12 protein-coding genes are annotated in these 13,560 nt (G+C 66.9%); 9 read left to right on the top strand and 3 right to left on the bottom strand.

Annotation, left to right across the window (positions count from 1 at the left end; all coding sequences use genetic code 11):
- Nucleotides 1-22 precede the first annotated feature (22 nt).
- A complete protein-coding gene (locus KBY86_RS11905; RefSeq protein WP_255101275.1) occupies nucleotides 23-772 on the top strand; it encodes a M15 family metallopeptidase in 750 nt (249 codons plus the stop codon).
- Here the strand turns inward: KBY86_RS11905 and KBY86_RS11900 are convergent.
- Entirely contained in the window at nucleotides 706-1,083 is a 378-nt protein-coding gene (locus KBY86_RS11900; RefSeq protein ID WP_094513115.1) for a hypothetical protein, read from the bottom strand. The genes KBY86_RS11905 and KBY86_RS11900 overlap by 67 nt on opposite strands.
- Complete coding sequence (locus KBY86_RS11895) at nucleotides 1,077-2,840, bottom strand: NADPH-dependent assimilatory sulfite reductase hemoprotein subunit (RefSeq protein ID WP_094513114.1); 1,764 nt, start codon at nucleotides 2,838-2,840, stop codon at nucleotides 1,077-1,079. Before KBY86_RS11895 ends, KBY86_RS11900 begins: the two co-directional genes overlap by 7 nt.
- 189 nt (nucleotides 2,841-3,029) lie before the next feature.
- Between KBY86_RS11895 and glyS the strand changes: the two genes are divergently transcribed.
- Nucleotides 3,030-5,198, top strand: a complete 2,169-nt coding sequence (gene glyS / locus KBY86_RS11890) for a glycine--tRNA ligase subunit beta (RefSeq protein ID WP_255141191.1) — start codon at nucleotides 3,030-3,032, stop codon at nucleotides 5,196-5,198.
- Nucleotides 5,199-5,295: 97 nt separating this feature from the next.
- Here glyS and chlP read toward each other — a convergent pair whose 3' ends face one another.
- Complete coding sequence (gene chlP / locus KBY86_RS11885; protein ID WP_255101279.1) at nucleotides 5,296-6,696, bottom strand: geranylgeranyl reductase; 1,401 nt, start codon at nucleotides 6,694-6,696, stop codon at nucleotides 5,296-5,298.
- Between the two features lie 128 nt (nucleotides 6,697-6,824).
- Here chlP and KBY86_RS11880 point away from each other — a divergent pair, with 128 nt between their 5' ends.
- The 7 genes from KBY86_RS11880 to ccsB all read left to right on the top strand — a co-directional run bounded on the left by KBY86_RS11880 (nucleotide 6,825) and on the right by ccsB (nucleotide 13,399).
- Entirely contained in the window at nucleotides 6,825-7,568 is a 744-nt protein-coding gene (locus KBY86_RS11880; protein WP_255101280.1) for a D-alanyl-D-alanine carboxypeptidase family protein, read from the top strand.
- A 61-nt stretch (nucleotides 7,569-7,629) separates the two neighbouring features.
- Entirely contained in the window at nucleotides 7,630-9,438 is a 1,809-nt protein-coding gene (gene typA / locus KBY86_RS11875; protein WP_094513110.1) for a translational GTPase TypA, read from the top strand.
- 8 nt (nucleotides 9,439-9,446) lie between these two features.
- The gene (locus KBY86_RS11870; RefSeq protein ID WP_094513451.1) at nucleotides 9,447-9,842 is read left to right on the top strand and encodes a DUF309 domain-containing protein; all 396 of its coding nucleotides are present in this window, start codon (nucleotides 9,447-9,449) and stop codon (nucleotides 9,840-9,842) included.
- Nucleotides 9,843-9,927: 85 nt separating this feature from the next.
- Complete coding sequence (locus KBY86_RS11865) at nucleotides 9,928-10,491, top strand: LptA/OstA family protein (protein WP_255101282.1); 564 nt, start codon at nucleotides 9,928-9,930, stop codon at nucleotides 10,489-10,491.
- The gene (lptB, locus tag KBY86_RS11860) at nucleotides 10,488-11,216 is read left to right on the top strand and encodes an LPS export ABC transporter ATP-binding protein (RefSeq protein ID WP_094513108.1); all 729 of its coding nucleotides are present in this window, start codon (nucleotides 10,488-10,490) and stop codon (nucleotides 11,214-11,216) included. The genes KBY86_RS11865 and lptB overlap by 4 nt, the downstream gene beginning before the upstream one ends.
- A gap of 20 nt (nucleotides 11,217-11,236) precedes the next feature.
- A complete protein-coding gene (locus KBY86_RS11855; protein WP_094513107.1) occupies nucleotides 11,237-12,412 on the top strand; it encodes an LptF/LptG family permease in 1,176 nt (391 codons plus the stop codon).
- Between the two features lie 54 nt (nucleotides 12,413-12,466).
- Nucleotides 12,467-13,399 (top strand): c-type cytochrome biogenesis protein CcsB, encoded by a 933-nt coding sequence (ccsB, locus tag KBY86_RS11850; protein ID WP_255141190.1) that lies wholly within the window; start codon nucleotides 12,467-12,469, stop codon nucleotides 13,397-13,399.
- The last annotated feature ends 161 nt before the right edge of the window (nucleotides 13,400-13,560 follow it).

The raw sequence follows: 13,560 nt of genomic DNA, 5'->3' as shown, positions 1-13,560 counted from the left end.
GCCTGTCCCCTGGTCTGCCGCCGTGCCGCGTCCCTGGAGCTCGGTCCCGATCGAAGACAACGGCGAACCGCTGATCCCACTCCCCCCCGAGCTGCTCCGGCTCGAGCCTCACCCTTATGCGGCTCTCGGGGCCCCCTATGGCCAGGCCGGCTGCCCCTTCCGCCTGCGCCAGGGGGTGGTGGAGCGTCTGCTGCAGGCTCAGGACGCCCTGCAGCAGCAGCAGAATGGCTGGCGGCTGGCCGTGTTTGATGCCTGGCGGCCGCTGGCGGTGCAGGCGTTCATGGTAGAGCACGCACTGCGGGAGGAATGCCGAGCCCGTGGGGTGGATCCCGAGCGGCCGGGGCCGGAGCGCGAGGCCGTGGCCGCAGAGGTGGGCCGCTTCTGGGCCCCGCCCAGTGCCGATCCAGCCACACCGCCGCCGCACAGCACAGGGGCAGCCGTGGATCTCACCCTGGCCGGGCCGGCAGGCGCGCTGCTGGGAATGGGCGGGGACATCGATGCGATCGGCGCGGTCTCAGAGCCTGGGCACTACGCCGACGCTGCCGCAGAGGATCCAACCGGCCCAGCGGCGAGCTGGCACCAGCGACGGCTGCTGCTGCAGGCGGTGATGGCGGCAGCTGGGTTCAGTCAGCACCCCAACGAGTGGTGGCACTTCAGCCATGGTGATCAGCTGTGGGCCTGGCGCAGCGGCGCTGCGCAGGCCTGCTACGGGCGCTGGACAGGCGCTGGGTCTGGAGAGGGCACGGTGGCGGTGGGCAGCGGCATCAGCTGAAACTCGCGCCAGATCTGTTCCGCCTCCGGCCGGCTGAGATGGCCGAGAGCGGCGCAGCGTTTCAAGGTGGCCTCGCCCATCTCCAGTTGCACCTCCCGCAGGCGGGCCAGCACCTTCGGTGGTTGGCTGGCGAACTGGTTGAGCTGGCGCCGGTAGGCGGCCAGCAGGTTGTCGCGCTTGCAGGTGAGGGGATCCGGCTCGAACGTCTGCACCGGGACGGCAGGTGTGCGTCGGTCCTGGCTGAGGGCTGCGGGCCCGGCCATGGACAGGGCGGCGAGCACAAGAGCGAGCCGCAGCGGCCGGATCAACATCCGACCAGGGCCTCACGCACGGCCACATCACCCAGCTGGGCCACGTGCTCACCGAAGCTGCGCCGCCCACCGGCCGCCTTCCAGCCCCGCAGCAGGGGTTCAAGGGTGCTCTCCAGTTCCGCCAGGGGCATCCGCTCCAGGAAGGGACTGGCCAGACGGGTGAGGTTGGGGGTGCCCCCCAGCCAGAGCTGGTACTGCTCCACGCCGCTGCCCACCAGACCGATCTCCGCCATGTACGGGCGGGCGCAACCATTGGGACAGCCGGTCATGCGCACGAGCACGGGTTTCTCGATCTCCAGGCGCCGCAGCAGGGCATCGAGGCGATCGAGCACCTCAGGAAGGATGCGTTCCGATTCGGTGATGGCCAGACCACAGGTGGGCAGGGCCGGGCAGGCGATCGCATGGCGGGCCAGCAGATCGGGAGCTTCGGGGGCCTGGAAGCCGAGCTCCGCCAGGGCGGAGCGCACCGAACTGCGCTGGGGGGTGCCGATGTTGCAGAGCAGCAGGTCCTGGTTGGGAGTGAGCCGCACCTCCAGCTGGTAGGTCTCCACCAGCTTTCGCAGCCCCTGCTTGCGCTCGCCTTCGAGGCGGCCACAGAGCAGGGGCAGGCCCACGAACCAGAGATTGGCGCTCTGGCGATGCCAGCCCAGGTAGTCGGCGAGGCGGGGGGTGGGCTCGTTCTGCAGGCCGCGGATCGGATGGGGGAAATAGCGCTTGAGCTCCTGCTTGAACCAGGCGATGCCCCGGTCGTGGATCAGGTACTTCATGCGGGCGTGGCGCCGCACCTGGCGGTCGCCGTGGTCGCGCTGCAGGGCAGCGATCGCCTGGACGAGATCGAGCACATGCTCGGCAGCCACGTAGCCGAGCGGATCGGCAGTGCGCGCAAAGGTTTCGTCCTTGTTATGGGTGCGGCCCATGCCCCCACCCACGTAGGCGTTGCAGCCCCTGAGGCGCCCACTCGGATCGGTGAACACCACCAGGCCGATGTCCTGGGTGAGCAAATCCACGGAGTTGTCGCCCGGCACCGTGACGGCCACCTTGAACTTGCGCGGCAGGTAGGTGCCGCCGTAAAGGGGCTCGGAGGCATCACCGCTGAACAGGGCTCCTTCGCGCTGGCGCTCGCGTGCCTCACGCACCGGCTTGTCGGGCTTGAAGCGGTAGCTGTGATCCCCTTCCACCCAGAGGTCGAGATAGGAGCCCTCGGCGGCCTCCGGCGACAGTAGATCGGCGATCTGATCCGCCAACCGACGCGCGGCGGGGTAGCCCCCCTTCTCGAAGGGGGCAGCGGGGGCCATCACGTTGCGGTTGATGTCACCGCAGGCCGCCAGCGTGGAACCCAGCGCGCGCACAATCGTGCCGATCACCTCGCGCAGATCGGCCTTGGCGATGCCGTGCATCTGGAAGGCCTGGCGGGTGGTCACCCGCAGCGTGCCGTTGCCGAGGTTGTTGGACAGGTCGTCCATGGCCAGATAGAGCGGCACCGGGATGCGCCCGGCGGGGCTGCGTAGCCGCAGCATCATTTGCCAGTCCTTTTCACGGCCCTTCTGGCGGTTGTCGCGGTTGTCCTGCTGATAACTGCCGTGAAACTTGAGGATCTGGACGGCGCCGTCCGTGAAGAACGGCTTGTCGTTCTCCAGTTCGGTGGCCAGCGGCTCCTTGAGATGGCCGCTGGCCGCCTTGAGCAGCTCGAACTTGGTGGGTGGCAGGTCGTTGGCAGTCGCTGGTTGCCCAGCCGTTGATTGCCCAGTGGCAGCCAACGGTTGCCCTGCTGCAGGCTTGGTGGATCCACCCTCTGAAGGGCCGCCCTCAGCCTCCCGTTCCCCCACGGACTTGCGAACACGGTTGGGGGTCACGGTCACGTTGGTGCTACCAGGTTGTTTGAAGGTAGCGAAGCAGCCGCGTCGTCACTGGCGTTCAATACAGTCGGTGGCTGTTGAGACACTTGCGTGGCCACGTTCCTGCTGGAGATCGGCACCGAGGAACTGCCGGCGGATTTCGCCCGGATGGCCCTCCCTCAATTGGAGCAGCAGGTGCGCCAGGCACTGAGCGCGCACAAGCTGCCGCTGGAGTCGCTGTGGTGCAGCAGCACGCCCCGCCGCCTCGCCGTGTGCGTGAGTGGCCTGCCGGAGCGCCAGGCCGATCAGGAAGAGGAGCGCAAGGGCCCACCGGCGGAGCAGGCCTTCGTGAACGGGGAGCCGGCTCCCGCCGCCATCGGCTTCGCCCGGCGCTGCGGCGTGGCCGCCAGCGAACTTGAAGTCCGCCAGACCCCGAAAGGGCCGTTCGTCTTCGCCCGCCTGCGGCAGCAGGGGCAGCCCACCTTCGAGCTGCTGAGCGGCCTGATTCCCGGCTGGATCGATGCCCTGCAGGGAAGGCGCTTCATGCGCTGGGGCCAGGGAGACAGTCGCTTCAGCCGGCCGGTGCGCTGGCTGGTGGCCCTGCTTGATGAGCGGGTGATTCCCGTGCAGTTGCCGGCTACCGATCCCTGCATCCAGAGCGGCCGCCTTAGCCGCGGCCACCGACTCGTGCAGTCGGAGGTGTCGATCACGGCGGCGTGCACCTACAGGCAGGAGCTGGCCGCCGCCGGGGTACAGGTCGACCGCCAGCTGCGCGCCCAGTGGATCCGTCAGCAGCTGGAGGCGGCAGCCACCGCCGCCGGCGCCCGGCCCGATCTGCCGGAGGCGCTCTTCGAGGAGCTGGTCGATCTGGTGGAGAGCCCCTCGCTGATTGAAGGCAGCATCGATGCGCACTTCCTTGCCCTGCCCCCCGAGGTGCTGAGCACGGTGATGCGTTCCCACCAGCGCTATGTGCCACTGGAGCCTGTGGGCGCCCAGGCGGATGTTCTGGCGCTCTCGGCCCGGTCCTTACTGCTGCCCAGGTTTCTCTGCATCGGCAACGGCCTGGAGGCGGCGGCCTCAACAGTGCGCCGGGGGAACGAGCGGGTGCTGCGGGCGCGGCTGGCCGATGCCGCCTTCTTCCTGGACGCAGACCGCCGGGTGAGCAGTCACAGCCGCCTCAGTCAGTTGGAGCGGGTCACGTTTGCTGAAGGCCTGGGCAGCCTGAAACAGCGCGCCGAACGAATCTGCTGGCTCACCAACACCCTGTTGGAGGCACTGGCGTTAGCGGACGACGACGCCGAAACCGCCCGCTGCGCCGCCGAACTCTGCAAGCACGATCTGGTCAGCCAGATGGTGGGCGAATTCCCGGAACTGCAGGGGGTGATCGGGGCGAAGTACGTGCTGGAGGAAGGCAAATCGCGCGGCGTGGCCCTGGCTGTGCTGGAGCACTACCTGCCGCGTGGTGCCGGCGATCGCCTGCCCAGCTCCGCTGCCGGAGCGGTGGTGGCGATGGCGGAGCGCCTGGAGCTGCTGCTCAGCATCTACGCCAAAGGGGAGCGGCCGAGCGGGTCTTCCGATCCCTACGGGCTGCGGCGGGCCGCCAACGGGCTGCTGCAGGTGCTCCACGCCCAGGGTTGGCGCCTTGATCTGAACGCGCTGCTGCAGGGCGCCACGGCGCACTGGCAGGCGCTGCTGCCAGGCCTTGGGGTGGATTCCGTCGCCCTGTCACTGGAGCTGCAGGAGTTTCTGCGCCAGCGGCTGGTGGCCCAGCTGGAGGAGGAAGGCTTCGATGCTGACCTGGTAAGGGCGGTGGCGGGTGCCACGGTCCAAGGGGAACGCCTGCTGCGCCAACCCATCGACGCCTGGGAGCGGACCCAGGTGTTGGCGGACCTTCGGGCGAGCGGCGCCCTCAAGGAGGTTCAGGCCGTGGTGCAGCGTGCGGCGCGGCTGGCGCAGCACAGCGAGCTCAGCGGCCAGGTGCTACGCGCAGATGGCGTGGTGGAGCCAGCCTGCTTCACTGCCAGCAGCGAAGCGCAACTGCTGGCAGTGGTGCAGGACATTGAGCCGCTGGCCTGCGGAGAGGCCGGCAGCATCGACTACAGCGGTCTCGCCGCAGCCCTCGGCCAGGGTGCGGGAGCGCTGGCGGCCTTCTTCGATGGCGAAACGAGCGTGATGGTGATGTGCGACGACATCGCCGTGCGCACCAACCGGCTGAATCTGCTGGCGGTCCTCACCAATCAGTCAGAGGTGCTCGCCGATTTCAGTGCCCTTGATGGGTGATCGGCGCTGCCTTTCAAGGACAAAGGACCACCAAGACTCCCCCTGGATTTGGGCAGAGCCCCAGTGAGGCACTGAAGTGAGGCGCTGAGTAGCCAGTTCAGTGACCCATCAGGGCAGGTTCCCGTTCCTCGGCTTCGGTCACGACGGACCCTGCCGCTGACGGGGTGGGGGCGATGTCGGCGGCCAGCCCCTCAGCCTGACGGGGCTGCAGGGAACCGGTGGCGGCGAAGAGCTCCATCTCTGCCTGGGTGCGGACAGCGCTCTTCACCGGCTGGTAGCCGGCGGGGGCCAGCGCCTGGCCGCGAAGCACGGAGCCGAGGGTGAGCAGGGTGAGCTTGATCTGCTGCCACGGGTTCATCATCACCACCCGCTTGTAGAGGTAGCTGTCGAAGGTGAGACGCTGCACATCTTTGTCATCGCACATTTCAACGAAGGCCTCGCGGGCAGCGTCGTTGCGATAGAAGATGTTTTGCAGAAGCTCAAGAACTTTGTAGGTGGCACCGTATTTGCGGTCCCACTTCTTGATGTAGACCTTGAGATCTTTTTCGGTGGGAATCGTTGCTCCAGAGCTGCTGGCTGCCACGATCTGTTCGGCGCACATGCGGCCACTCTTGGCAGCGAAATAGATTCCTTCACCGGAACTCTTGGTCACGTAGCCGGCGGCATCGCCCACCAAGGCCATGCGACCCACCACCCGACGCGGGCGGGGATGCTCAGGGATCGGGTGAGCTTCCACCTTGATCACCTCACCATTGAGCAGGCGGGCGGAGGCCCGTTCCCGAATGCCCTTCTGGAGCCCCTTGATCAAGGCCTGGTTGACCTGCATGGTGCCGGTTCCAACGGCCACGTGGTCGAACTTGGGGAAGACCCAGGCGTAGAAGTCCGGGGACACATCGGTGCCCACATACATTTCTGCGAGGTCTTCGTAGTAGGACATCTCCTCCTTGGGAAGACGGATGCGCTCCTGAAAGGCAATGGCGACGTTGTAGTCGCCGGCATCCATCGCCTTGGCAACGCGGCTGTTGGCCCCATCGGCGCCGACGATCAGATCCACTTCGAGAGTCTTGATCTCACCGGTAGGGCCACCGGAGGAATAATCGGCATACTTGAGGGTATAAGGGCCCTGGCGGTTCTTGCCGGTGTCGATGCTCTGAACCAGCCCGTTGACGAGGTGGGTGCCAAGCTCGGCGGCCCGGTTGCGCAGGAAGCCATCAAGCACTTCGCGGCGGCACATGCCGATGTATTCATCGGCGTTGTCCAGATGGATATCCACCTCACGATTGGAGGGCGAGATCATCTTCATGTTGCGCACCTTGCGGTCGATGATCGACTCCGGCAGGTCGAATTCATCAACCATGCAGAGTGGAATCGCACCACCGCAGGGCTTGGCATTATCAAGCTTTCGCTCAAACAACCAGGTTTCGATGCCCGCCTTGGCGAGGACCTCCGCAGCACAGGAACCGCTTGGGCCGCCACCCACCACTGCGACTCGCAACATCTTGAAACCTGCTCCGCTGGAACGATCCTGGGCTGGAAGCTAACACTCCTGTTCCGGCTTTTGAGGCGCCGAAGGGCCTGGCCCCTACGATTGTTTCAAGCTTGTAGCCCCGTCCTTTGCCCCCGCGAATGTCCGCGCGTCATCAGGGCGACGACATCCCGGTGGCTCAGCGCTCTCTGCGCCCCGGACCACCCCGGGGACGATCGCTGCGCGCGGTGCTCGGCACCGTGATGGTGCTGGTGGTGGGCGGTGGCGCGCTGGGTTTTCGCTTCCGCGAGCCGCTGGTCCAGTTGCTCACCCCTCCCCCCGTCCCCGGGATCGATGCACGGCTGGGCAGCGATGGGCGGCTGCTGGGCCACTTCCCCTATGCGGAAGCGCCGACGGACCAGCTCACCAACGTGGCGCCGGGCCTGATGCTGCATACAGAGGCTGCCGTCGAGCTGCTCGCCATGCAGCGGGAAGCGGCCGCCGATGGGGTGGATCTGCGCTTGCTGAGCGGTTTCCGCTCAGTGGATCTGCAGCAGCAGATTTTCTTTGGTGTCAAATCGGAGCGCAACCAGAGCGCCGAGGAGCGCGCCCAGGTGAGCGCCCCACCGGGTTTTTCCGAGCACAGCACCGGCTACGCCGTCGATCTCGGCGATGGCGGCCGGCCCGCCGCCAACCTGAGTGTCGACTTCGAGCGCACTCCCGCCTTCCGCTGGCTGCAGGAGAATGCCAACCGCTACCACTTCAAACTCTCGTTTCCGCGCGGCAATGCCCAGGGCGTGACCTACGAGCCATGGCACTGGCGCTTCGAGGGATCAGCGGAGGCGCTGCGGATGTTCGAACCGGCCCGACAGCTGCAGGGATCTGAGCGGAGCGGGCTGGGATAGGGTGAAGGTTCATTGCAACCGGTAGTGGTTGCGTCAGAAAGGATTGAAGGAGAGATCACGCATGAGCGCCGCTTCCCAGAGCGCACCGATTCGCAATATCGCGATCATCGCCCACGTTGACCACGGCAAGACCACGCTCGTGGATGCCCTGCTTCAGCAGTCGGGGATCTTCCGGGACGGCGAGGCTGTGCCCACCTGCGTGATGGACTCGAACGACCTGGAGCGCGAGCGCGGCATCACGATCCTCTCCAAGAACACCGCGGTTGATTACGCCGGCGTACGCATCAACATCGTCGATACCCCCGGACACGCCGATTTCGGCGGCGAGGTGGAGCGGGTGCTCGGCATGGTGGATGGTGCCCTGCTGATCGTGGACGCCAACGAGGGGCCCATGCCCCAGACCCGCTTCGTGCTCAAGAAGGCGCTCGAGCAGGGCCTGCGGCCGATCGTGTTCGTCAACAAGATTGACCGCGCCCGCGTCGACCCGGAACAGGCGGTCGACAAGGTGCTGGATCTGTTCCTGGAGCTCGGCGCCGACGACGACCAGTGCGACTTCACCTACTTGTTCGGCAGCGGCATGGGGGGCTACGCCAAGCCCGACATGGCCACCGAGAGCGAAACGATGAAGCCGCTCTTCGACGCCATCCTGCGCCATGTGCCGCCGCCGGTCGGAGACCCTGAAAAGCCCCTGCAGATGCAGGTCACCACGCTCGACTACTCCGACTTCCTGGGTCGGATCATGATCGGCCGCATCCACAACGGCACCATCAAGGCCGGCCAGAGCGCCGCACTGATCCGCGACGACGGCAGCATCAAGCGCGGCCGGATCAGCAAGCTGCTCGGCTTCCAGGGCCTGCAGCGGGTGGAGATTGAGCAGGCCAGCGCCGGCGATCTGGTGGCCGTGGCGGGCTTCGATGAGGTGAACATCGGCGAAACGATCGCCTGCCCCGATCACCCCGAAGCGCTGCCCTTGATCCGGGTGGATGAACCCACCCTCCAGATGACCTTCGTGGTCAACGATTCCCCCTTTGCCGGCAAGGAAGGCAAGTTCGTCACCAGCCGCCAGCTGCGTGACCGCCTTCAGAAGGAGCTGCTCACCAACGTGGCGCTGCGGGTGGAGGACACCGACTCCCCTGATCGCTTCTCCGTGAGCGGCCGTGGTGAGCTGCACCTGGGCATCCTGATCGAAACCATGCGCCGCGAAGGCTATGAGTTCCAGGTGTCCCAGCCGCAGGTGATTTTCCGCACGATCGACGGCACACCATGCGAGCCGGTGGAAACCCTGGTGATGGACGTTCCCGAAGATGCGGTGGGCTCCTGCATCGAGAAGCTCGGCACCCGCAAGGGCGAGATGCAGAACATGGAAACCGGCAACGACGGCCGCACCCAGCTGGAATTCGTGGTGCCGGCCCGCGGCCTGATCGGTTTCCGTGGTGAGTTCGTGCGCGCCACCCGCGGCGAAGGAATCATGAGCCACTCCTTCTTCGAATACCGCCCCATGCAGGGGGATTTCGATGCCCGCCGGAACGGCGTACTGGTGGCTTTCGAAGAAGGCACCGCCACCTTCTACGCGCTCAAGGGCGCGGAGGATCGGGGCCAGTTCTTCATCACGCCTGGCACCAAGGTCTACAAGGGCATGATCGTGGGCGAACACAACCGGCCGCCCGATCTTGAGCTGAACGTCTGCAAGGCCAAGCAGGTCACCAACATCCGCTCGGCTGGCGCTGAAGTGCTCGACACGCTTCAATCCCCGATCCAGATGACGCTTGAGCGCGCGCTTGAGTACATCGGGCCGGACGAAATGCTGGAAGTGACCCCGGAATCGATCCGGCTGCGCAAGCTGCCGGTGAAGAAGGCCGCCAAGCGATGAGCCAGGGGATGGCGTCCCGCCACCCCGGCCCAGTGCCCCCCGCCGACGACCTGACCGCAGACCCCCGTTTGCAGATGGCCGCAGGGCTGTTCAACGCGGGTGAGTGGTACGCCTGCCACGACGTGTTCGAGGAGATCTGGCACGAAACCCAGGGGCCCGACCGAGCCGCGCTTCAGGGATTTCTGCAGATCGCCGTGGCCCACCTGCATCTACAGCGCGGCAACCAGCGTGGAGCCACGCTGCTGCTGGGTGAAGGGCTGGGCCGGCTGGCACCGTTTCCGGCCGACGCCCTCGGCTTCAACCTCACCCTGCTGCGCGCCCGGGTGGCTGACCGGCTGCACTGTCTGCAACAGGGGAATGACCCAGGGGCCCTCCCCCTGCCAGTGTTGACGCCAGCTGCCTGACCCGCAGACCCCCTGCCGCGAAGCTCGCTCCCTGAGACGGATGCGGGACTCCCATGCCCGCCCCCTTCCTGCCCCTGCCGGAACCATGCCTGAGATGCACCGACGCCGTCGCCCCCCCCTCGCTACCGCAGGGGCGGCACTAATGCTCGCGCTCTGGAGCCTCCATTCCCCCCTGGCGCGGGCGCTGCCGCTGGGGTCGCAGGTGCCCGAAGCGCCCCAGTTGCCGCGGCCGGCGGGCGCCGCACCGGGGGCCCCGATGCCCACCTCGACGTCAGCCCCTGAAGGAACGGTGCTCACGCCGCAGGCACCGATCACGCCCACCGGCCTGGTGACGATCGAATCGGACACGCAGCGCGCTGACAACAGCACCGGCATCGTGACCGCCACCGGCAACGTGAGGATCCTTTACCCCGATCGGCGCCTGGCCGCCACCGCCCGCCAGGCCCAGTACTTCACCCGGGAGGGGCGCATCGTGCTCACCGGCGATGTGGACGTGGTGCAGGAAGGCGGCAACCTGCTGCGCGCCGAACGGGTGGTCTACCTGGTGGACACCGAACGGGTACTGGCCCAACCCACCGATGGCAAGCAGGTGTTCAGTCAGCTAAGGATCCAGCAGAACGCTCAGCCTGCTGGGCCAGCAGTGCCATGAGCCTTGTGTTGGAAGGGGTGGCCCTGAGCATCGGAGGCCGCCCTCTGGTCAAGGGGGTGACCCTCGCCCTGGAGCCCGGCGAAGTGGTCGGCCTACTGGGCCCCAACGGCGCCGGCAAGACCACCACCTTCAACCTCGTCACCGGCTTGCTCAAACCGGATCGGGGCCGGGTCGTGCTCGATGGGAAGCGGGTGGAGCGGCTGGCCATGCCGGAGCGTGCCCGTCTGGGGATCGGCTACCTGCCCCAGGAGCCGAGCGTTTTCCGGCAGCTGAGCGTGCGCCAGAACCTGCAGCTCGCCCTGCAACAGAGCGGCGCTCCGGTGGCGGGGCGGCGGGAGCGCGTCGAGCAGTTGGTAGAGGAGTTCCACCTGACCAACTTTCAGCACCGCCGTGGCTTCCAGCTGTCTGGAGGAGAGCGGCGCCGCTGCGAAGTGGCGCGCGCCCTGGCGGTGGGCGAAGCGGGCCCGCGCTACCTGCTGCTGGATGAACCCTTCGCCGGCGTCGATCCGCTCGCCGTTGCCGACCTCCAGACCCTGATCGGCACTCTGCGGGATCGCAACATGGGTCTGCTGATCACCGATCACAACGTCCGGGAGACCCTCTCCATCACCGACCGCGCCTACATCCTCACGGAAGGCAGCCTGCTGGCCTCCGGGCCTTCGGCTGAGGTGGCCAGCAACCCGCTTGTGCGCCAGCACTACCTGGGGGAGGGCTTCCAGCTGTGACACTTGCTCATGAACCCGTGATGGCGCCCAAGCGGCTGCTGCGCCCCGTACTGCTGCTCTGGGAGCGCCTGCCGCTGATGGACCGTTGGCTGAGCGGTGAACTGCTCGGCCCGCTGCTGTTCGGCGTGGCGGCCTTCACCACGGTGTCCCTGTCGGTGGGGGTGGTGTTCGAGCTGGTGCGCCGGGTGGCGGAATCAGGCTTGCCGGTGACGGCGGCGATGCAGGTGCTGGGCCTGCGCCTGCCGGGATTCCTGGTGCTGTCGTTTCCGATGGCCACCTTGATGGCCACACTGCTGGCCTACAGCAGGCTGTCGGGCAACAGTGAGCTCACGGCTCTGCGCAGCATCGGCGTGAGCACCAGCCGCATGGTGATGCCGGCCCTGGGCGTGGCGCTGCTGATGAGCCTGCTCACCTTCACGTTCAACGACCTGATCGTGCCCGCCGCCAACCTCCAGGCGGCCGACACACTCAACGAGGCCCTGGGCAGGTCGGTGGCCACGGAGAAGGGCAGCAACATCATTTACTCACGCTTCAGCCTGCGGCCCGCCAAGGATGATTCCGGCGCCGACCGCTACCTCTCTCAGCTCTTCTATGCGCGCAGGTTCGAGAAAGGGGAGATGCAGGATGTGACGGTGCTCGATTTCACCCGCGAGAACGGCACCCAGATCCTGCAGGCCAAGCAGGGAATCTGGAACGCGGAGCAGGGCATGTGGGAATTCAGGGACGGCCAGGTGGTGCTGGTGGGTGGGGCTGAGGGCTCCACCACATCCGCCAGGTTCGACCGCTATCTCTATCCGCTCGATCAGGGGCCGCTGAAACTGGCTGCCCTGCCCAAGGACGCCGCCAGCATGTCCGTGGCCGAAGCCCTGCGCGCCGAGCAGTTGCTCAGAGAGGCCGGCGACCAGAAGGAGGCCCGCCGGATGCGGGTGCGCATTCAGGAGAAATTCGCCTTCCCCACCATCTGCCTGGTGTTCGGGCTGATCGGCAGCAGCCTGGGCGTGCGCCCGGATGCCCGCACCAGCCGCAGCCAGGGGTTCGGCATCAGCGTCCTGCTGATTTTCTCCTACTACCTGATGTCCTTCATCTTCAGTTCGCTGGGGGTGAAGGGCACCCTGGCCCCCTTCCTGGCAGCCTGGATGCCGGTGTTCATCGGTCTGGCGGGTGGCCTTGTGCTGCTCCGACAGGCCAGCCGCTGATCTCCCTGCCCGCCAGGCAGACTGACCCAACCGCTTCTGGGAATCGTGCTTTCTGTGACCGATCCGGTTCTGACCCTCGCCCTGATCGCCTTCGGCCTGCTGCTGGTCGCTCTGCCGCTGGCCTTCTGGAGTTTGAGCGGCGGCCGTTCGAGCACGGTGGTGCGCCTGCTGGTGGCCGGCGCCAACGTGAGCCTCACCGCCCAACTCACACTGCGCTGGTGGGAATCGGGACACTTCCCGATCAGCAATCTCTACGAATCGCTCTGCTTCCTGGCCTGGGCCTGCACGCTCACCCAGCTGCTGGTGGAGCGCTCCTGGGCTTCCCCGCTGGTGGGGGCGGCAGCGACACCAATGGGTCTTGGCTGTGTGGCCTTTGCCAGCTTCGCCCTGCCCGACCGCCTGCAGGCGGCCTCCCCACTGGTGCCGGCCCTCCGCTCCAGCTGGTTGGTGATGCATGTGAGCGTGATCATGGTGAGCTACGCCGCCTTGCTGGTGGGTTCACTCCTATCGGTGGCCGTGCTGTTCACCGAGCGGGGCCGCCAGCTGGAGCTGCGCAGCAGTTCGATCGGCAGCGGCGGCTTCCGCCGCGCCCAGCTGGCCGCGGTGCCGGGGGGCGGCGAGGCCAGCAGCGGCCAGGGCCTGGAGCTGAGCAGCGTGGCCATCGGCGTGAGCGAACAGCTCGACAGCCTCAGCTACCGCACGATCACGGTGGGCTTCCTGCTGCTCTCGGTCGGTCTGGTGAGCGGCGCCGTGTGGGCCAATGAGGCCTGGGGCAGCTGGTGGAGCTGGGACCCGAAGGAAACCTGGGCCCTGATCTGCTGGCTCGTCTATGCCGCCTATCTGCACACCCGGCTGAGCCGCGGCTGGCAGGGCAGGCGACCGGCCCTGGTGGCCTCTGCCGGGCTGGTGGTGATCGTCGTCTGCTACATCGGCGTGAATCTGCTGGGCATCGGTCTGCACAGCTACGGCTGGTTCCTGGGCGCCTGAGCCCCACCTCCCTGACCCCGAAGGCCCCGCCACGAAAACGCCGGCTGTGGTGTTCGGGTTCATGGCTCTGATGATTGCTCCGTTCAGTGAGCAATCAGCACGCATTGAGTGCGCAGCCCGACATGGTGTGGTTTCTCGCCAGGTTGTGCATTCCTCAAGCT

Source organism: Synechococcus sp. Lug-A (genome assembly GCF_024345655.1).
Lineage (GTDB): Bacteria > Cyanobacteriota > Cyanobacteriia > PCC-6307 > Cyanobiaceae > MW101C3.
Note: the sequence above shows the minus strand (reverse complement) of the source record. Positions and strands in the feature narration are given on the sequence as shown.

Excerpts from the sequence above, each read along its gene's own strand:
- KBY86_RS11900 (WP_094513115.1), bottom strand. The coding sequence starts at position 1,083 with ATGTTGATCCGGCCGCTGCGGCTCGCTCTTGTGCTCGCCGCCCTGTCC.
- chlP (WP_255101279.1), bottom strand. The coding sequence starts at position 6,696 with ATGTTGCGAGTCGCAGTGGTGGGTGGCGGCCCAAGCGGTTCCTGTGCT.
- KBY86_RS11880 (WP_255101280.1), top strand. The coding sequence starts at position 6,825 with ATGTCCGCGCGTCATCAGGGCGACGACATCCCGGTGGCTCAGCGCTCT.
- typA (WP_094513110.1), top strand. The coding sequence starts at position 7,630 with ATGAGCGCCGCTTCCCAGAGCGCACCGATTCGCAATATCGCGATCATC.
- KBY86_RS11870 (WP_094513451.1), top strand. The coding sequence starts at position 9,447 with ATGGCGTCCCGCCACCCCGGCCCAGTGCCCCCCGCCGACGACCTGACC.
- KBY86_RS11865 (WP_255101282.1), top strand. The coding sequence starts at position 9,928 with ATGCCTGAGATGCACCGACGCCGTCGCCCCCCCCTCGCTACCGCAGGG.
- lptB (WP_094513108.1), top strand. The coding sequence starts at position 10,488 with ATGAGCCTTGTGTTGGAAGGGGTGGCCCTGAGCATCGGAGGCCGCCCT.
- KBY86_RS11855 (WP_094513107.1), top strand. The coding sequence starts at position 11,237 with ATGGCGCCCAAGCGGCTGCTGCGCCCCGTACTGCTGCTCTGGGAGCGC.